The organism is Telluria sp. AC161 (genome assembly GCF_979258535.1).
Window position 1 is genome coordinate 1,039,080 of the sequence record NZ_OZ409861.1, and the last position, 18,701, is coordinate 1,057,780.

General features: G+C 64.3%; 19 protein-coding genes and 1 tRNA gene. 4 read left to right on the forward strand and 16 right to left on the reverse strand.

Translation table 11 applies throughout. The annotated features are described in order from the left end of the window. Positions 1-3 precede the first annotated feature (3 nt). The 4 genes from ACZ0AJ_RS04645 to ACZ0AJ_RS04660 all read right to left on the reverse strand — a co-directional run bounded on the left by ACZ0AJ_RS04645 (position 4) and on the right by ACZ0AJ_RS04660 (position 3,940). Positions 4-402, reverse strand: a complete 399-nt coding sequence (locus ACZ0AJ_RS04645; protein ID WP_499452935.1) for a hypothetical protein — start codon at positions 400-402, stop codon at positions 4-6. A 291-nt stretch (positions 403-693) separates the two neighbouring features. After that, the gene (locus tag ACZ0AJ_RS04650; protein WP_499452936.1) at positions 694-1,671 is read right to left on the reverse strand and encodes an NAD(P)H-hydrate dehydratase; all 978 of its coding nucleotides are present in this window, start codon (positions 1,669-1,671) and stop codon (positions 694-696) included. Positions 1,672-1,682: 11 nt separating this feature from the next. Further along, positions 1,683-2,444: a histidine phosphatase family protein gene (locus ACZ0AJ_RS04655; protein WP_499454038.1), complete on the reverse strand. Its 762-nt coding sequence runs from the start codon at positions 2,442-2,444 to the stop codon at positions 1,683-1,685. Positions 2,445-2,539: 95 nt separating this feature from the next. Continuing rightward, positions 2,540-3,940 carry an L-cystine transporter gene (locus ACZ0AJ_RS04660; protein ID WP_499452938.1) on the reverse strand — a complete coding sequence of 467 codons (1,401 nt, stop codon included), beginning with the start codon at positions 3,938-3,940 and terminating at the stop codon, positions 2,540-2,542. Between the two features lie 252 nt (positions 3,941-4,192). On the opposite strand from ACZ0AJ_RS04660, the gene ACZ0AJ_RS04665 reads away from it, so the two are divergent. Beyond that, positions 4,193-5,989 (forward strand): methyl-accepting chemotaxis protein, encoded by a 1,797-nt coding sequence (locus ACZ0AJ_RS04665; RefSeq protein ID WP_499452939.1) that lies wholly within the window; start codon positions 4,193-4,195, stop codon positions 5,987-5,989. A 33-nt stretch (positions 5,990-6,022) separates the two neighbouring features. Here ACZ0AJ_RS04665 and ACZ0AJ_RS04670 read toward each other — a convergent pair whose 3' ends face one another. The 5 genes from ACZ0AJ_RS04670 to ACZ0AJ_RS04690 form a co-directional block, all read right to left on the reverse strand. Further along, the gene (locus ACZ0AJ_RS04670; RefSeq protein ID WP_499452940.1) at positions 6,023-7,393 is read right to left on the reverse strand and encodes a DUF3526 domain-containing protein; all 1,371 of its coding nucleotides are present in this window, start codon (positions 7,391-7,393) and stop codon (positions 6,023-6,025) included. After that, positions 7,390-8,820: a DUF3526 domain-containing protein gene (locus tag ACZ0AJ_RS04675; protein WP_499452941.1), complete on the reverse strand. Its 1,431-nt coding sequence runs from the start codon at positions 8,818-8,820 to the stop codon at positions 7,390-7,392. Before ACZ0AJ_RS04675 ends, ACZ0AJ_RS04670 begins: the two co-directional genes overlap by 4 nt. After that, the gene (locus ACZ0AJ_RS04680; RefSeq protein ID WP_499454041.1) at positions 8,817-9,572 is read right to left on the reverse strand and encodes an ABC transporter ATP-binding protein; all 756 of its coding nucleotides are present in this window, start codon (positions 9,570-9,572) and stop codon (positions 8,817-8,819) included. The genes ACZ0AJ_RS04675 and ACZ0AJ_RS04680 overlap by 4 nt, the downstream gene beginning before the upstream one ends. Before the next feature lie 166 nt (positions 9,573-9,738). Beyond that, the gene (locus tag ACZ0AJ_RS04685; protein WP_499452943.1) at positions 9,739-10,059 is read right to left on the reverse strand and encodes a hypothetical protein; all 321 of its coding nucleotides are present in this window, start codon (positions 10,057-10,059) and stop codon (positions 9,739-9,741) included. An 85-nt stretch (positions 10,060-10,144) separates the two neighbouring features. Then, positions 10,145-10,339 (reverse strand): hypothetical protein, encoded by a 195-nt coding sequence (locus ACZ0AJ_RS04690; RefSeq protein WP_183550491.1) that lies wholly within the window; start codon positions 10,337-10,339, stop codon positions 10,145-10,147. A 426-nt stretch (positions 10,340-10,765) separates the two neighbouring features. Here ACZ0AJ_RS04690 and ACZ0AJ_RS04695 point away from each other — a divergent pair, with 426 nt between their 5' ends. From ACZ0AJ_RS04695 to ACZ0AJ_RS04705, 3 genes are read left to right on the forward strand one after another with little or no spacing between them, the layout of a single operon-like run. Next, positions 10,766-12,046, forward strand: coding sequence for a CmpA/NrtA family ABC transporter substrate-binding protein (locus tag ACZ0AJ_RS04695; protein ID WP_499452944.1), 1,281 nt, complete (start codon positions 10,766-10,768; stop codon positions 12,044-12,046). Positions 12,047-12,074: 28 nt separating this feature from the next. Continuing rightward, on the forward strand, positions 12,075-12,977 hold the full coding sequence (gene ntrB / locus ACZ0AJ_RS04700; RefSeq protein ID WP_499452945.1) for a nitrate ABC transporter permease: 903 nt from the start codon (positions 12,075-12,077) through the stop codon (positions 12,975-12,977). Between the two features lie 13 nt (positions 12,978-12,990). Next, positions 12,991-13,800, forward strand: a complete 810-nt coding sequence (locus ACZ0AJ_RS04705; protein ID WP_499452946.1) for an ABC transporter ATP-binding protein — start codon at positions 12,991-12,993, stop codon at positions 13,798-13,800. A gap of 141 nt (positions 13,801-13,941) precedes the next feature. On the opposite strand, the gene ACZ0AJ_RS04710 is transcribed toward ACZ0AJ_RS04705, so the two are convergent. From ACZ0AJ_RS04710 to ACZ0AJ_RS04740, 7 genes are all read right to left on the reverse strand, one after another. Further along, on the reverse strand, positions 13,942-14,199 hold the full coding sequence (locus ACZ0AJ_RS04710; RefSeq protein ID WP_332529813.1) for a hypothetical protein: 258 nt from the start codon (positions 14,197-14,199) through the stop codon (positions 13,942-13,944). Positions 14,200-14,269: 70 nt separating this feature from the next. After that, positions 14,270-14,345 (reverse strand) — tRNA-Lys (locus ACZ0AJ_RS04715). A 73-nt stretch (positions 14,346-14,418) separates the two neighbouring features. Then, on the reverse strand, positions 14,419-15,174 hold the full coding sequence (gene ybgF, locus ACZ0AJ_RS04720) for a tol-pal system protein YbgF (protein WP_183550502.1): 756 nt from the start codon (positions 15,172-15,174) through the stop codon (positions 14,419-14,421). A gap of 130 nt (positions 15,175-15,304) precedes the next feature. Next, positions 15,305-15,832, reverse strand: coding sequence for a peptidoglycan-associated lipoprotein Pal (gene pal, locus ACZ0AJ_RS04725; protein ID WP_183550504.1), 528 nt, complete (start codon positions 15,830-15,832; stop codon positions 15,305-15,307). Positions 15,833-15,865: 33 nt separating this feature from the next. Next, on the reverse strand, positions 15,866-17,137 hold the full coding sequence (gene tolB / locus ACZ0AJ_RS04730) for a Tol-Pal system beta propeller repeat protein TolB (protein ID WP_499454045.1): 1,272 nt from the start codon (positions 17,135-17,137) through the stop codon (positions 15,866-15,868). A 31-nt stretch (positions 17,138-17,168) separates the two neighbouring features. After that, positions 17,169-18,242, reverse strand: a complete 1,074-nt coding sequence (gene tolA, locus ACZ0AJ_RS04735; RefSeq protein ID WP_499452947.1) for a cell envelope integrity protein TolA — start codon at positions 18,240-18,242, stop codon at positions 17,169-17,171. A gap of 24 nt (positions 18,243-18,266) precedes the next feature. After that, positions 18,267-18,698, reverse strand: coding sequence for a biopolymer transporter ExbD (locus tag ACZ0AJ_RS04740; protein ID WP_183550513.1), 432 nt, complete (start codon positions 18,696-18,698; stop codon positions 18,267-18,269). Between the last annotated feature and the right edge of the window lie 3 nt (positions 18,699-18,701).

Sequence of the window (18,701 nt, forward strand, 5' to 3'; positions counted from 1 at the left end):
CGATTACTTGCCGGTCGTGCCAGTTGCTGGCGTGGTGGTGCTTTGTGGGTCGGTGGTCTGTGGGCTGGTGGCGCCTTCTGCAGTGCCGGTCATGCCCGTGGTGCCGGTGGCGCCAGTCGTGCCCGTGGTGCCTGCTGCGCCCGACGTGTCGGTCGTGGTGCCGGTGGTGCCGGCAGCAGCGCCGGTGCCCATATCGCCCGTACCGGTGGTGCCGGTGCCCGTTGCGCCAGTGCCGGTGTCACCCATGGTGCCGGTGGCGCCCGAGGTGCTGCTTGGCATGGTTGCCGAGGTGTCGGCTGGAACGGTCGTGGTCGCTGCTTCATCTTTCTTGCATGCGCCCAGCAGGGTTGCCAGCACAGCGGCGGTCAGCAGGATTTTTGGTGCCTTGGTCATTGCATTCATTTTTCACTCCTCGATTGACGTCTATTTGTGTGCCGCAGATCCCGGACTACTTGTTGGGACATTACGGCGCCAGATCAGTTCCACTGCGACCCGATGGCCACTGGTGAAACGGTGAGGGTACCGACGCAATACGCGGCCCCAGTGCGTACTTCTGTGAATCTGTTTCGACTTCAATGTGTTTCAATGCATCTGTGTCAATTAGACCGCAAGCCCGACAGCTGGTTCGTTAGATACCGCACACTTACGGAAATCGGTAACATTTTTTACACACATCGTGTGACCGCCGGTGTTCTAGGTTCCCAGGTGTACATCGCCTGCCACGGGCACGGCATCCTTTACCGCTGGCTTGTCTTTCTGGCCAAACTGTTCCAGTAGAACCGGTACCTCGGCGGCAAGTTCACGCGCCAGATAGCCGAGCGTCCCCAGGCGCTGGGCGAGCCGGTCGCCGGCGCGTGCATGCAGCGCCACGCCCCAGCAGGCTGCCTGCGCTTCGGTCGCGCCGCGCGCCAGCAGGCCGCCAATGATGCCTGCCAGGACGTCGCCCGAGCCGGAACTGGCCAGCCCGATATTGCCGGCGCCTTCGTGCTGCCACAGCGTGCCGTCCGGCGCGGCGATCACGGTGCGCGCGCCCTTGAGCGCGATGACGGCATTCCAGTCGCGCGCCGCGGCCAGGGCCGGCGCGTCGGGCAGGCCGACGATGCAATCCTTGTCGATGCCTGTCAGGTGCGCCATTTCGCCGCAGTGCGGCGTCATGATCACGGGACGCTCGAAGCGCATCGGCTTGCCTTCGGGCCAGTGCTCTGGCGGATAGAGCAGGACGTCCATCGCACAGGCGTCGAGCACCAGCCCGACGTCCGCTTCAACCAGGCGGGGCAGCAACGCATGCACCAGGCGCGCCGTGCTCGCTTCGTCGCGCATACCGGGACCGATCAGCACCGCATTCACGCGATCGGCCAGCGGATCGAGGCTCGCCACCGCGTCGAGGCTGAAGCCATCGGTATCGTGCTCGGTCAGGCCAATCACGCGCGCCTCGGGCATCGCCAGCGCCACCAGCTGGGCGACACTGGCGCCGGTCGCGATCGTGAGCTTGCCGGCCCCGGCGCGCAGTGCGGCCGTGGCCGCCAGGATGATGGCGCCCGGCATTTCGCGCGAGCCGCCGATGATCAGGATGTGGCCGCGCATTTCCTTGTCGCCGCCGGTGCCCGGCTGCGGCAGCGGCCAGGCGGCCAGCATGGCGGCGTCGACATCGTGTACCTGGTTCTTGTCCATGCTGGGTGACCTTATGCGTTGGGGGCCGATGCGACGTCCTTGGCCACGGTGACCGGTGTGCCGGTCTGCTCCAGCGGCGCGACGAAATTGACCAGGCGCAGTGCCAGATCGCCGCGCTTGCCGGCCTCGGGATCGAATTCGTACGATGTGACGGAACAGTTCGGGACATCGCCATTGCGGTCGAATTCGAGGATCTGCGCTTCGGTGAGGTGCTCGAACAGGTAACGGAAGCAATTGACCGTGACCTGGTGGGCGACGATCAGCACGCGCTCGCCAGCAAATTCCCGTTCGAGCGTATCCATGACACTGCGCAGGCGCAGGATGACGTCGCACCAGCTCTCGCCGCCGGGCGGGCGGAAATAGAACTTGCCGACGTGGTGGCGCTGCTCGTAGAGGTCGGGGAAGTCGTGCGCGATGCCATGCGTCGTCAGGCGGTCAAGGACGCCAAATTCCTTTTCGCGCAGGCGCTCGTCTTCGCGCACGCACAGGTCGTCGCGGTCGAGGTGGCGCATCACGAGGTTGGCCGTTTCGGCGGCGCGCACGTACGGCGAATGCAGCACGACGGTCGGGCGCTGCGCTGGGGGGAGCGATGCGAACCAGGCGCCGAGGGCGTCGGACTGGCGCTCGCCAAGGTCGGACAATGGCACGTCGACGTCGCGCTCGGCGATGTCGATGCGGTGTCCTGCTGCTGCTTCAGCCAGGTCGCGGGCGACATTGCCGGCGCTTTGTCCGTGCCGCACGACCCAAATTTCCTGTGGCCATTTTTGTTCCATGAAGTCCGCCAAAAAGTTATCTTGGCGTCATCATAGAAGGTTTCATGACGGCTTCAGCGCACGATTGTTCCGTGCACGGAAACCGCCCTGTGGCGTCAGACGGCCCGCGCCTCGCTGTCCAGGTTGATGTCGGCGTCGTCGTTGAACACGCGCATGTCGGTCTGGCCCATGACCCGGCTGGTCACCGTGCCGGCAGCGATCGAGCCGCTGACATTCAGCGCCGTGCGGCCCATGTCGATCAGCGGTTCGACCGAGATCAACAGGCCCGCGAGTGCGACTGGCAGGTCCATCGCCGACAGCACGATCAGCGCGGCGAAGGTGGCGCCGCCGCCGACGCCGGCCACGCCGATCGAGCCGAACGCGATGATCGCCAGCAGTGGCAGCAGGAACGCGGCGGTGAACGGATCGACGCCGACCGTCGGCGCAATCATCACCGCCAGCATGGCCGGATAGATGCCGGCGCAGCCATTCTGACCGATCGTGGCGCCGAACGAGGCAGCGAAATTGGCCGTGCCTTCCGGCGTGCCCAGGCGCGCGGTCTGCGTGGCCACGCTCATCGGGATCGAACCCGCGCTGGTGCGCGACGTGAAGGCAAAGACCAGCACCGGGAAAATCTTTTTCACGTAGCGCCAGGGCTTCAGGCCACTGGCTGCGACCATCGCCAGGTGGACGCAGAACATCAGCGCCAGCGCGGCATACGAGGCGACCACGAAGTTGAGCAGGCCAAGAATATCTTGCCAGCTCGAGCTCGAGACCACCTTGGCCATCAGCGCGAACACGCCGTACGGCGTCAGGCGCAGCACGAGCGTAACCATGCGCATCACGATGACGTGCGCCACGTGCACGAAGCTGCTGAACGACGTGAAGACTTCCGGCTTCTTGCCGGCGATGCCGGTGGCGGAGACGCCGATGAAGATCGCGAATACCACCACGGCGATAGTCGAGGTCTTGCGCGCGCCCGTCATGTCGAGGAACGGATTCGCCGGGATGAAGGACAGCAGCAGTGACGGCAGCGACAGTTCCTTGGCCGCGGCCAGGTTGCCCTGCATGTATTCGCCGCGTGCGACTTCGGCGGCGGTGGAGGTCAGGCCGACCGCCGTCAGGCCGAACAGCTTGGCCATCAGGATGCCGATCGAGGCCGCCACGATGGTCGTGATGAGCAGGATGCCGATCGTGAGCGTGCTGATCTTGCCAAGCGACGAGGCGTCGCGCAGCTTCAGGATCGCCTGGATGATCGAGACCATGATCAATGGAATGATGATCATCTGCAGCAGTTGGACATAGCCGCTGCCGATCACATTCAGCCATTCATTGGTGGCCTTGATTTCCGGCCCACCCACGTCATACATCACCTGCAGCGCAGCGCCGAGCACGACGCCAAGGCCAAGGCCAGCGAACACGCGCTTGGTGAATGAAACATGGTTGGCCTGCAACCGGTACAGGAAGAAGCAGACGGCCAGGGCAATGGCCAGGTTGAGCAGGACGGGAAGTGTCATTGGGGCTTCGATGGGCGGCGTGGACAATCATGTCATTTTATCGACAAAGTTGCCTGTTCACAGTGCGCTTGTCATTTTTGCCAAGGCGCAGCATTGACTGGGGACTAACGGATTGTTGCGGACCAGCGACGCCCGGCCCGTCTTGTGTAGGGAACCCGTCAATCTCGCGTTCAATACTTCCCATGGGTAAGGATAAGTTTCTATAATCCAATAAAGTATCTTCTTATTTCTCCTCACGTCAGCCCAGCGAACATGTTCAAACATCTCAGCATCAAGTCGCGCCTCATTTTCGTCATCGCGTTCCTCGCGGTCGAACTCATCGCCGGCGCCGTCATCGGCATCTACAACCTTGGTACGGCCAACGCTGAGCTCAAGCAGATGTACGATCGCCGCCTGGTCGGATTGAGCCAGGCCGGGGAAGTCACGCAGCTGATCACGGCAAACCAGCTGGCCGTGGCCAAGGCCGTCAACCTGGAGGATGCCGGTCAGCGCCGCGCTTCGATGGACGCCGTCGATGCGAATATCGCCACGATCAGCAAGCTCTGGGGCCAGTACACGCAGGTCCCGATGAGCGAAAAAGAGCGCGCCCTGGTCAGTCAGATCGCAGCGTCGCGCAAGGCGTTCGTCGACGGCGGCCTGTTGCCGGCAGTGGCCGCGATCCGCGCCAATGACAATGCGCAGGCGATCCAGCTGCTGAACGGGCCGATGACGCAGTTGTATGCATCGCTCAATGCGCTGGGTATCCAGCTGATCAACGAGCAGCAGGCCGCAGCACTGGCCGAATACCAGGCGTCGCAGGCAACCTTCGAACTGGTGCGCGCGGTATGCCTGGCCGGCCTGGCCTTTGGTCTCATCATGGCCGCGCTGGTGGGCTATCTGCTGGTGCGCGCGATCGTGCGTCCGATCGAGCAGGCCGTGAAGATCGCCGGCGCCGTCGCCCAGGGCGACCTGACCCAGACCATCGATGTCACGTCGACCGACGAAACCGGGCGCCTGCTGCAGGCGCTCAAGGACATGAACGATTCACTGGTGCGCATCGTCGGCCAGGTCCGCACGGGCACCGACAATATCGCCACCGCTTCCAGCGAAATTGCGGCCGGCAACCTGGATCTGTCGTCGCGTACCGAGCAGCAAGCCGGCTCGCTGGAAGAAACCGCTTCGTCGATGGAAGAACTGACATCGACCGTCAAGCAGAACGCCGACAATGCGCGCCAGGCCAATGCGCTGGCCACGTCGGCGTCGGAAGTGGCGGGCAAGGGCGGCGCCGTGGTGGCCGAGGTGGTGCAGACGATGGGCGCGATCAATACGTCGGCCACGCGCATCGTCGACATCATCGCCGTGATCGACGGCATCGCGTTCCAGACCAATATCCTGGCCCTGAATGCGGCCGTCGAAGCAGCGCGCGCCGGCGAGCAGGGCCGCGGCTTTGCCGTCGTGGCGGGCGAGGTGCGCAGCCTGGCGCAGCGCAGCGCGGCGGCGGCCAAGGAAATCAAGGTGCTGATCGACGATTCGGTCGAGAAGGTGCACCACGGCTCGGAACTGGTGGACCGCGCCGGCACGACGATGGCCGAGATCGTGCAAAGCGTGAACCGCGTGACCGACATCATGTCCGAGATCACCGCCGCCAGCCAGGAGCAGACAGCCGGCATCGAGCAGATCAACGGCGCTATCGCGCAGATGGATCAGGTGACGACGCAGAATGCGGCGCTGGTCGAACAGGCGTCGGCGGCGGCGACCTCGCTGCAGGAAGAAGCGGCCAAGCTGGCGCAGACCGTGGGCGAGTTCAAGCTCGTGACGCCGTCGGGCGTGCGCGCAGTCGTGGCCAAGCCGCGCGTGGTTGCCAGTGCGCCGAAGATGGTGGCCAATGCAGTGGCCAAAGCGGCGCCGCCTATGGTGGCCAAACCTGCGCTGAAGCCGGTAGCGAAAGCGCCGGTAAAACCGGTCGTGACAAAAGCCCGCGCCGATGCCGCGCCAGCCGCGAAGCCGGCGAAGCCAGCGAAGGCAGAGACCGCCAACGCCAGCACCGGCGACGGCTGGGAAGAGTTCTGACGCAGTCCGGGGTTGGCGGCCAGGCCGCCAACCCTACCGCACCGTGCGCAATGTGCGCAGCCCCGCCGCCAGCAGCAATAAGGCAAGCACGGCCAGCGCCAGCAACTGCCCGAGCGCCAGCGTCCCCTTCATCGCACGGCCGTCATACACGGGCAGCTTCGCCGCATCGCTTGGTGTGAACGGCCGCTCGTCGAACAGGTACGGATAGAAGAACTGCCGCAGCTGCGTGTGATACGCCCCGATCCGGTCGTGGTAGGCCAGTTGCGAGGCCAGGTCGGTATCGGCCAGCCGGTGCAGCAGCACCTGCACGTTCACCGACGCCAGCAGCAGCCCGGCGCGCGCCGTCCAGTCTTCGCGCGCCATCATGCTGGCGCGGTACTGCGCCACGCTGGGCGCCACCGCATCGTCGCCCGCCTGGTGCATCGCGTAATACCATTTCCAGTGGAAGCGCCCGGTGACCGGCGCCGTGTCCTTCCATTCGGGATGCGTGCGGAAGAATTTCTGGAACGTCTCAGGCTTGGGCACGTCCCACGCCGAGTGCACGGCCTGGCGTTGCGCCAGCGCCAGCTCGACGCCTTTCGACACCGGCGACAGGCGCGCGATGCCGGCATCGGCCAGCGTCGGCAGGATCATCGTCAGCCCCACCAGGCTCGCCAGCAGGATCGCGGCGCTGCCGGCCGACGTGCGCGCACGCGCCGCCACCCAGGCTGCCAGGCCGAACCAGAACGCCAGGTACAGCGTCGCTACCAGCGCAATCTGGGCGAAGCCAGTCACGCCAGCGCCGGCGATGAAGGCGCCCACGGCCAGCGGCAGCAGCGCAGCGAGCCACAGCAACCCGTAGCGCAAGCCGACGCGGCGGCGCCAGGTATTGGCCGCGCCTTTCGGCAGGGATGCCAGCAGGCGCAGGCGGCCGGCTTCGCGCTCGCTCGACACCAGATCGTGCATCAGCGCGATGACGAACAGCGGTGTCAGGTACACCAGCACGAACGCAAAATCGAAGCGACCTGGCATGGCCAGCTCGGGATTGATCGACTCCGATTCGTACAGCTGCGCGTGCAGCCCCAGGATGCGCACGCGCAGCGCGGATGGCTGCAGATCGCGCCCGCCGATGGCGGCAAACGCCAGCGGCGACGGCGGATTGACGGTCAGGTGCGGCAGGTAGTAGCCGACCGCGCCGGCTTCGGCGCCGCCGGTTTTACTGACAGCGCGTAACTGCGTGGCCAAGATGGCCGCGTGGTCGTGGGCATGGCTCGCGGCGATGCGTTCGAGCGTGGCGCGCTGCTGGCTCACGGCGTGCAGGCCGGTCCAGACCGACAGCGCGGACAGCAGCGCCAGCAGCACGACAGCGCCGACGGCCAGGCGCGAGTACGCGATCTGGCGCAGTTCTAGGATTAACGTTTTCATGCCGGATTCCTTTCGAGGCGTTTGGCGATCCAGCCACCGATGGCGCATAACGCCAGCAGCCAGCCGCCCAGCAGGGAGAACGCGGGCCAGGCGTGGCGCACGGCGACGTCGGCGAACGGGGCAGGGGCGTAGCCGAAGCGCGGCGTGTCTTCCCAGTGGTGCTTGTCGATGCGCTCGTCGCCGGCGCCGGTGGGCGTGACGACGTTGACGTGCAGGCCGTTGAGGCGCTGCACGAAGGCGTAGCGGTAGCGTTCACCTTCGAGCAGGAAGCGCGCGTGGCTGTCGAGGTTGGTGCCGGACAGCGCGGTCGACATGCGGCGCAGCGCGACCAGCGGACTGGCCACGCTGGCCGAATGCACGATCGCACTTTCCTCGGTCTGGCGCGCATGATCGGCGCGCATGAATTCATCGAACAGGGCGCTGGTCATGCGTTCGCCCTCGGCCATCAACAGGCCGCTGTAGTTGACCGGCAGGTCTTCCACGCGCGCCACGCCGTAATGCGCCAGCGTGCGCGCCCGGAACGCCTTGAAGTACGGGTCGTCCGGATTGTGGGTATCGCCGATCTTGGCCAGGCGCTCGTGGATGGCGACCTCGGTTTCGATACGGCTCGGGCGGCCCACGTTGCCGGCCGCGATATCGGGCATCACGCGCGGCAGCAGAATTGCCGTGACGATCCAGCCGGCCACCAGCGCCAGCAGCGCATCGCGCGCCCGGGGCAGCGATGCCGATACCAGCACGGCCGCCACGACCCATACCAGCAGGTACAGCGCATACCCGGCCAGCAGCGCGATCGCCTCGTAGGCGACGGCGGGGTGCACGACGGCGATTGCCACCAGCGCGATGAACGCCGGTGCTCCCAGCAGCAGTGCCACGCCCGCATGGGCCGCGAGCTTGCCAAGCAACAGGGTCGCGCCGCGCACACCCTGGACGATCTGCAACCGCAACTGGCCGCGCTCGCGTTCGCGCGCGACGCTGCCAAAGGCGAGGAACACGATCAGCAGCGGCGTGAGCACCTGCAGCACGAAGGCCGGCGTCAGCTGGCCAAAGCGCAGCAGCACCGACGACTGGGCGGCGTCGCTGAAGTTGGCGCTGTTCTGGCGGTGGCCTTCCAAAAACAGCGTGCTGCCGGTGAACGGATCGACGCCGAAATCGAAGAAGGCGAGGGGACTGAGGGGCCGGAACACATAGTGTCCGTAATGGACGACACGGTGCGGGTGGCGGTCCGGCTGGTTGGCCCACTGGGCATCGACCGTGCTCTGGAAGCGCGCCCGCTCGGCATTGACAGCGGTGACGCGCTCATGGCTGACGACGATGGCCACGAGCGTGAGGGCCAGCATCAGGATGCCGGCGGCGACGGCCACCTGGTTGCGCAGCATCGCGCGCCACTCGCCCACGGCGACCGCAGGCAGTGCTCGGGAAACGCTCATGCGGCCTCCGGTCTGGCGGCAGCGTTCGTGGCACCGGCGTAGCGCCGGTACAGGTCGCGCACGTCATAGTGTTCGGCGCCGCTGGCAGCCACTTCATGGCCGATGTGGCCGCGCTCCAGAAAGCCGATGCGGTCGGCCACTTCGGCTGCGCCCAGCAGATCGTGCGTGACCATGAAGACGGCGCTGCCCCGCGCGCGCAGGTCCTGCAACAGCGTGTTGAATTCGCTGGTGGCCTGCGGATCCAGACCCGTGGTCGGTTCGTCGAGCAGCAGCAGCGGCACCTGGCGCGCCACGGCGAGCGCGATCGCGACCTTCTGGCGCATGCCTTTCGAGTAGCCGCCGAGGCGACGCGTCCATGCGGCCGGATCGAGCCGCACGGCATGCAACGCGTCGTCGATGGTGCCATCCAGCGCTGCACCGGTCCGATCGCTGCCGGCCAGGCGCAGGAAGTAGTCGATGTTTTCGCGGGCGCTCAGGTGTTCGTAGAGGGCGACGTTTTCGGGCACGTAGGCTAGCTGGCCGCGCGCGGCGAGCGGGTCGGCGGCGACGTCGATGCCGCACACACGCACGCTGCCAGTCTGCGGTGCGAGAAAGCCGAGGAAGGCGTTGAGCGTCGTCGATTTGCCGGCGCCGTTGCCGCCCAGCAGGGCATAGATTTCACCGCGCGCAACGCGCAGGTTCAGGTCGCTCAGCACGGTCGTGGCGCCATAGGCGACGGTCACGCCGGTCGCCTCCATGGCAGGAGTGGTCATGGTCATCGTGTTCTTTCAAAGTCAACAAGGGATGCCGGCGCACGCATGCAGCGTGCACGCTCGATGCAGACGTGCGCGCAGAAGCGGCGCCGGCAAACGGGCTGGAGATGACTCGCGCCGCTACGCCGTCAGGTCACGTTAGTGACTGCGTCGGCGCAAGGACGAATCAGTGGACGGACTGGTGGCGTGGTGGCGCCTGGGGGGACGGGATCAGGTACTGGCGCCGATAGAACGGCGCGGGGCGCGGCAGGCGCGCGAGAAGGTAGGCGACCGCCAGGAAGACGGCCAGCAGTTGTGGCGATACGGCCGGCAGGTCCGCCGTGGCATGGGCGGCAACCTGACAGCTGACGCAGTCGGACAGCTGCTCGGCCAGGTCATGCTCGTGGAACGAGCTGCCGATGAGTTGCAGTGCCAGGATCAGCGCGCACGCACACATGAGCAGCCGGCGCAGTGCCGTGCTGGTGTGGGTGACGCGTAAGGTGTGCAACAGCGACATGCAATCCTGGTTGAACGGGTGACGGCGCAGTATAGTCCGGCCATGATGGCGCGGGCAAGGCATCAGGATGGCCGGCTTACTCGAACGCCACCAGCAGCGTGGCCAGGCTGATGCAGACGACGGCGACCACGCCAATGCGCTGGCGCAGGCGGCGACTGCTCGCGACGATGTCTTTCGCGATATGACGGCGTGGCTTTTTTGGATTGCTGCGGTCGACGGCGGTCGCCGTATGGATCGGCGTGCGGTGACGCTGGACTTGTTCGGTGTGCATAAATGGCTCCAGTTGCAGGCCCCGGCGGTGCAAGGTCAGTAGTGGTAGTAATGTGCTTGTGCTTGTGTTTGAGGCAATAAACAATCCTAGCATGCACGCATTCACTTGTGGAAGGCCGCGTTGTCAACCGTGCGCGCGTACGGACAGCCAGCACACCAGCCTGCAACGCCGTCCAAAAAGAGGCGCTGCGCGATCGTAGTGCGCCGCGCGCGCCATGCTGCGGTGCACCGCAGCGGCGACCATTCTCGCGCTCACTCTGCGGCGGCCACTGGCACGAAGCTTGCGTAATGGTTAATGCGCAACGGAGCGCACGAGGTGAATGCCAACGCTGGCCCAGCCTCCCCGGACAACGACGTCTACCAACGCATGAACACGTTCATGTGGGGTAGCCGTTTTTTTTTGCCTGATCACTTTTTGGGATTTGCAATGGAAAATCAACAGCGTCAAGCGCAAGGCAACTCGTCCACCGGCACGAACGTCGATGGAACACGCCGGAACATCATCCAGGGTGCTTCGCTGGCAGCGGCCGGCGGCCTGCTGGGGCTGACCGGGGGTGGGGCATGGGCGGCGGGGTCAGACAAACCCGAAAAGACCGAGATCAAAATCGGTTTCATTCCATTGACCGATTGCGCATCGGTCGTGATGGCGTCGGTGCTGGGCTTTGACAAGAAATACGGCGTCAAGTTCGTGCTGAGCAAGGAGGCCTCGTGGGCCGGCGTGCGCGACAAGCTCGCCAATGGCGACCTGGATGCCGCCCACGTGTTGTACGGCCTGCTGTATGGCGTCCAGATGGGCATTGGCGGCCAGAAGAAGGACATGGCCGTGCTGATGGGGCTGAACAACAACGGCCAGGCCATCACGCTGTCCAAGCAACTGGCCACCAAGGGTGCGGTCGACGGCGCTTCGCTCGCCAAACTGATGCGCACCGAAAAGCGCGACTACACGTTCGCACAAACTTTCCCGACCGGCACCCACGCGATGTGGCTGTATTACTGGCTCGCCGCCAACGGCATCAATCCGATGAAGGATGCCAAGGTCATCACCGTGCCGCCGCCGCAGATGGTGGCCAATATGCGCATCGGGAATATGGACGGCTTCTGCGTCGGCGAGCCGTGGGGCCACCGCGCCATCATGGACGGCATCGGCATCACGGCCACGACGACCCAGGACATCTGGCGTGACCACCCCGAGAAAGTGCTGGGCTCGACGCTGGCGTTTGCGAAAGCCAATCCGAACACGTGCCGCGCGATGATGGCCGCCATTCTGGAGGCGGGCAAGTGGATCGATGCGTCGCTGGCCAACAAGAACAAGATGGCCGAAGTGATCGCCGCCAAGTCGTACGTCAACACCAGCAAGGATGCGATCGACCAGCGCATCATGGGCCGCTACCAGAACGGCATGGGCAAGACCTGGGACGACGCGAACCACATGAAGTTCTACAACGACGGCCTGGTCAACTTCCCGTACCTGTCCGATGGCATGTGGTTCATGACGCAGCACCGTCGCTGGGGCCTGCTCAAGACCGATCCGGATTATCTGGCGGTGGCCACGGCGGTCAACCAGGTCCAGCTGTACAAGGACGCGGCGACGATGACGAAGACGCCGGTCCCGGCGGGCTTGCTGCGCACATCGAAGCTGATGGACGGCACCGTGTGGGATGGCAAGAACCCACAGGCGTATGCCGCGTCGTTCAAGGTCAAGGCTTGACCATTCACCCGTACTGCGAGGAGCCGTCATGAATGCCCTGTTGAAATCCGTTCCCAACGAGCCGGCGCCAGTGCCGGTGGCCGTCAGCGGCCCGGCGCGCATGGTCACGCCGCGCAAGCCGGCCGCCGCCGTCGCTGCGCGCCGCGCACAGCCGTTCGCCACGGCGGTCCGGCGTGTGGCGCCGCCGCTGACCGGCATCGCGCTCGTGCTGCTGGTCTGGCAAGTGATCGCCGCGCAGAACGAGGCGTTTCCGTCGCCGCTGGTCACGTGGCAGGCAGCGCTCGAACTGTTTGCCGATCCGTTCTACCGCAACAGCCCCAACGACCAGGGCATCGGCTGGAACGTGCTGGCGTCGCTGCAGCGCGTGGCGATCGGCTTCGGCCTGGCGGCACTGATCGGGATTCCGCTGGGCTTCGTGATCGGGCGCGTGCAATTTGTCAGCCGCATGTTCGGTCCGATCATCAGCCTGCTCAAACCGGTCTCGCCGCTGGCCTGGCTGCCGATTGGCCTCCTGGTATTCAAGTCGGCGGACCCGGCGGCGATCTGGTCGATCTTCATCTGCTCGATCTGGCCGATGATCATCAACACAGCCGTGGGCGTGCAGCGCGTGCCACAGGACTACATGAACGTGGCGCGCGTGCTGAACCTGTCGGAGTGGAAGATTCTCACCAAGATCCTGCTGCCATCGGCGCTGCCGTACATCCTGACTGGCGTACGCCTGGCGATCGGCACCGCATGGCTCGTCATCGTCGCAGCCGAAATGCTGACCGGCGGCGTGGGCATTGGCTTCTGGGTATGGGACGAGTGGAACAACCTGAACGTGGCCCACATCATCATCGCGATTGCCATCATCGGCGTGGTCGGCCTGCTGCTCGAACTGGCGCTGGTGTCGCTGGCACGCGCACTGACCCACGAACAAGTGGCTAACTGAAAGGGTTTCGATCATGGACGAACTGCAAAAGAAATTCATCGACATCACCGGCGTCGAGATGGCGTTTCACACGAAGAAGGGCGTGTTCCCGGCGTTGCAGGGGATCGACCTGACGGTCAGCAAGGGCGAATTCATCACGCTGATCGGCCACTCGGGCTGCGGCAAGTCGACGCTGCTGAACCTGGTCGCCGGGCTGCTCAAACCGACGGCGGGTCTGCTCATCTGCGCGGGCCGCGAGATCGGCGGCCCGTCACCGGAGCGCGCGGTCGTATTCCAGAATCACTCGCTGCTGCCATGGCTGACGTGCTACGAGAACATCCACCTGGGCGTCGAGCGCGTATTCGGCGGGGCGGAATCCCGCGCGCAGTTGCGCGAGCGGACGATGGACGCGCTGGCGCTGGTGGGCCTGACGAGCGCCGAAACCAAGCGGCCGCATGAAATATCGGGCGGCATGAAGCAGCGCGTCGGTATCGCGCGGGCGCTGGCGATGCAGCCGAAGGTGCTGCTAATGGACGAGCCGTTCGGCGCACTCGACGCGCTCACGCGCGCGCACTTGCAGGACGAGCTGCTCAAGATCGTGGCGGCCACGAAATCCACCGTGGTGATGGTGACGCACGATGTGGACGAGGCGGTGCTGTTATCGGACCGGATCGTCATGCTGACCAATGGGCCGGCAGCCACGATCAGCGAGATCGTCGCCGTGGAACTCGAGCGGCCCCGTGACCGGGTGGCGCTGGCACAGGATGCGCGCTATACCGAGCATCGCCGGCAGGTGCTGGAGTTCTTGTACCGCAAGCAGGCGCATCCTGCCGTGGCGGCCTGACATTTCCAGCGTCGTAGGGTGGACGGGTTTCCCGTCCACGCGTTCAACGATCGCCGAATTGCCGAGAATTCACGCGCATGTTGGACGCGTGGACGGCATAGCCGTCCACCCTACGGTTCTTCAGTGAGCGGCAATGCCTGCTTAAACGGCTTTTTTCTTCTGCACCTGACGCTGCTGCTGCTTGCGCTGCGTCTGGTTGCGGTTCTGCTTGCCTTCGTGGAGCGCGGTGGCGTCCAGCTTGGCTTGCTCGGCGGTGCGCAGTTCTTCCTTGTCGTCGTGCGCGACGAAGTAATCGTTGGCTTGCGCGTCGACCACCAGCTTGATCGCCGCTTCGTCGGTGAGGTCATACATCTCCGTGAGGAGCGTGGTCACCTCGTCGAGAAAATCTTCATAAGTCATGGTGCGATCATCCTAATGTGAGCGGAATACAAAAAAGCCAACCCGAAGGTTGGCTTTTTTGCTGAATCTTTGGTAGGCCGTGCGGGATTCGAACCTGCGACCAACGGATTAAAAGTCCGCTGCTCTACCAGCTGAGCTAACGACCCGAAGAAGCAAGATTATAGGGGGCGACACGGGCGCTGTCAAATGCTGCGCCCGGTGTGTGGTGCCCCTTTGCCGTTACTTCAGCGACGCCAGGCGATCGCGCGCGGTCTGCGCGGCGCTCGAATCCGGGTACTTCGCCACCAGCGTCTGGAGCGACTTCTTCGCGTTCTTGTTGTCCTTGAGCAGGGTGTAGCTGCTGGCGATATTGAGCATCGCGTCCGGCACCTTCGGGCTCGTGGCATAGGTGGTCGTGACGACCTGCTGCGCGGCGATGGCTTTCTTGTAGTCGCCCAGCGCGTAGAAGGTGTTGCCGAGCCAGTACTGCGCATTCGATGCGTACGGTGACTGCGGATACTGGCGAACGAATTCCTGCAGCGCGACCGACGCGCCCTTGTAGTCGCCTGCCTGGAACTGGGCGGTGGCGGCTTCGTACGCGGTCTTTTCGGTTGGCAGCACTTCGGCAGTCTGCCCGTCGATCACTTCGGCGCGTGGCTCGACCTTCTTCAGGCGCGCATCGAGGTCGGCGTACAGCTGCTTCTGGCTGTTCTGGGCCTTGGCGACTTCGTTGGCCAGCACTTCGATCTGGCCGCGCAGGCGGGCAATTTCCTGCATCGTCTGCTCGTGCTGGTTGAGCATCTCGATCTGCACCGTCTTGTCCGATTTGCTGTCGATGCGTGCGGTCAGGTCGCGCGTGATGTTGTCGACCTTGGTGCGCAGGTCCAGGATGGCCTTGCGCGCTTCTTCGTCGTCGAACGGGCCGGCGACGGCGTGCAGCGGCATCGACAGGGCCAGCACGAGACATGCGAGGCGGGACTTGGACAGTTTGAGCATAAGCGTTGTGTTCTTTCTACTAAGCCGGTGACTTCGGCGGTTGCTGAGATAAAACAAGGGGCGGGTAGCAGTCTGCACTGCGTCCCGCCCCCTGTCAATCGAACCTGTCCGGCTTGTTCAGCCGAATCGATTATTGATAGACGATGTCTGCGCGGCGGTTTTCAGCCCACGATTCTTCGTTGCTGCCGGTGGCTTTTGGCTTTTCTTCGCCCAGCGACACGGCTTCGATCTGGCCTTCCGACACGCCCAGCGATGCCATCGAACGACGGACGGCTTCAGCACGCTTCTGGCCCAGGGCCAGGTTGTACTCGGTGCCGCCGCGTTCATCGGTATTGCCCTGGATCAGGACTTTACGCGAGGTGTTCTTGGTCAGGAAAGCCGAGTGGTTCTGGACCACTGGCTGGCCGTCAGCGCGCACGACGAAGCTGTCGTAGTCGAAGTAGATGCTGCGCTTGGCCAGAACGCCTTGTGGGTCGTTCAGCGGATCGACGCTGCCGGTCTGAACCGGGTTGATGTCACGTGGATCGGCAGCAGCTGGCGCTGCCGGCGTTGGCGATTTCTCGACGACTGGCGTTTCGTTCAGCTTGGTTGGCGACGAGCAAGCGGCCAGCAGGGCTGCGGTGGAAACGATGAAAGCTACACTCTTGAAGTTGCGCATGGATTTTCTCCTGTTATGTTGAGGTTTTACTTCTTACTTCATGAAGGGACCCCAGCTGGGCTCCCGAATGTTTCCCGCTTTGGTCGTCAAGCGTTGCTTGACTCGTCCATCCACAGACACCACGGCCAGCGAGGTGCGACCGCCACCCTTGGTTGCATACATGATGTACTTGCCGTTAGGCGAAAAACTCGGTTCGGTGGCCCCATCGGCCAGGCGCAGTTCCTGGCCGCTGGCCAGGTCCATCGCATATAAGGAGTAAGCGCCGCCGCGCTGCGAAATCCAGGCCAGCGTCTTGCCGTCGGACGACACGCGTGGGCTGATGTTGTAGCTGCCATTGAACGTCACGCGGGTGGCGTTGCCGCCGGCTGCGCTCATCTTGTAGATTTGCGGGCCACCGCTGCGGTCGCTCGTGAAATAAATGGTCCGGCCGTCGGCCGAGAACTGCGGCTCGGTATCGATCGCCGGGTTGTTGGTCAGGCGCTTGTGGCCGGTGCCGCTTGAATTGACCGAGTAGATCTCGGTATTGCCATCCTTCGACAGGGCCACGGCCAGCGTCGAGCCGTCCGGCGACCACGATGGCGCCGAGTTGTTGCCCTTCTGGTTCGAGATCACGTTGCGGCGACCCGTCATCAGGTCTTGCAGATACACGACCGGCTTGCGGTCTTCCATCGAGACGTAGGCGACTTTCGAGCCGTCCGGCGACCAGGATGGCGAAATGATCGGCTCCTTACCCTGGGTGGCGATGACTTCGTTCTCGCCATCGGCGTCCGACACGGCCAGCACATAGCGCTTGGCGCCGCTGTCGGCCTTCACGTAGGCGATGCGGGTCGAGAAGATGCCGCGCACGCCGGTCAGCTTTTCATAGACATCGTCGGCGATGCGGTGCGCCTGCAGGCGCGTGTAGCGGGGCTGGACTTCGCCGCCCATCTGCGAGATTTCGCCGCCCTTGACGGTGTCCATCAGCTTGTAGCGGATGGCGAACCGGCCGTCGGCTTGTTTCGACACGCTGCCGACCACGAGCGCGTCGGCGCCGCTGGCCTTGAAGGCAGCCAGATTGATGCTGCCGGCGTCACGGTCGCTGATGACCTGGCCGGCGTCGATGACCTTGAACACGCCACTACGCTCGAGGTCGGCGCGGATGACGGCCGAGACTTTATCGGGTGCGACGGATTCGTCGGCGAAGGCCGCAATGGCGACCGGGATCTGGTTGCTGCCGACACCGGCGATTTCGATTTGCAGCTGCGCATTGGCTGCCGATCCCATGGCGAGGGAAGCGCTAAACAGCAGGAAATGGATTTTTTTCATAGTTTCTCTTGTAAAACTGGTTCGAACCGAATCAATCGTAATCGCGCATCGAGAAATTCACGTCAAGCGTGCGCTCCACGGTCCCGTCCTTCTTTTTGGGCAGTGGCGATGCTTTCTTGATACCATTTTCCACTGCCCTGTCAAATTCTGGCACACCGCTGCTTTTCACCAACCTGACCGACATGATTTCACCGGTCGGCAACTGCTCGACACGGAACGTGGCGCGTGGATTTCCCGATACATCGGTGTTACCCGGATAGGCCGTGCTGCTCTTGATGGCTGCCGTGATCGCGGCGATATAACCGCCGTCCGACTTCGGCCCCGTCGACTTTGCGGCGCTGCCGCCGCTGCCCATGGCGCCGGCCATGCGCTTGAGCTCGTCGGCACGCAGCTTCGCGAGCTTGGCGTCTTCGGCAGCAGCTGCCTTGGCTTTGGCTGCGTCCGCTTTCTTCTTCTCGGCAGCCGCTGCGACCTGATCGGCTTTCTTTTTCTCGTCCGCTTCTTTTTTCTTTTCCGCCGCGGCCAGCGCTGCCGCTTTTTTCTCGGCTTCCTTTTCGGCTTCTTTTTTCTTTTCGTCTGCTTCCTTCTTGGCGAGCAGCTCTTTTTCTTTCTCTTTCTGCTTGCGCTCGGCCTCGTCCTTCTTCTTTTGCTCGGCGAGCTTTTCTTCACGCTCGCGTTTTTCCGCGTCGCGTTTCTCGGCCAGCGCTTTCTTCTTCGCTTCCTCGGCCTTGCGTTCCTTTTCGCGCTGCAATGCGATGTCCGGCGCCGGCTTCGGCGCCGGCTCTTCGACCACCGGCGGTGGCGGCGGTGGTGGGGTGCGCACAGGTTCTGGCGTCGGCTCGGGCGCGGGTTCCGGTTCAGGCGTCGGCTCGGGCTCCGGGGCTGGCTCGGGCGGCAACTCGGGGGCGGCGGCGGTCTGCACCGACATGTCCCACACTTCGGCCTCGACCGTAATCGGCGTCTTGGCCGTCCAGCTCACGCCGATCCACAGAAACGCCAGCAACGCGGCGTGCACGGCCACTGCCAGCAGGAACGATGGCAGGCGGCTCGGTTCAGGCGGCACGTGGTACGGCACGCCGGCGTTGTCTGGCTTTATTTCGGGCATATTCTAGGCATCAATGCATCGACATCACTGGGTGGCCAGGCCAACCCGGTTGATACCCATCTTCTTGGCTTCCGAGATCAGTTGGATGACGTCGTCGTACTTGCTCTCGCGGTCGCCCGCGATCAGCACCGGATAGTCGGGATGTTCTTCATGCAGCGCGCGCAGGCGCTGCAGCAGGGCAGAGCGGTCGGCCACGTCTTCCTGGGCCACGCGGCCCTTGCCCTGTACGCCGATCGACAGGCGATTCTCGGGCTCGATCGACACCTGGATATAGGTGTCCGGCGGCAGCGCCGATTTCTCGGCGCGCGGCAGGTTGACCACGCTCGGCGCCTGGTTGGCCGGCACTGCCATGAAGATAATGAGCAGCACCAGCATCACGTCGATGTACGGCACGACGTTGATCTCGGATTTGAACTTGCGGCGACGTCCGCCGCGCATGCTGCTGGAAAAGGCCATGGT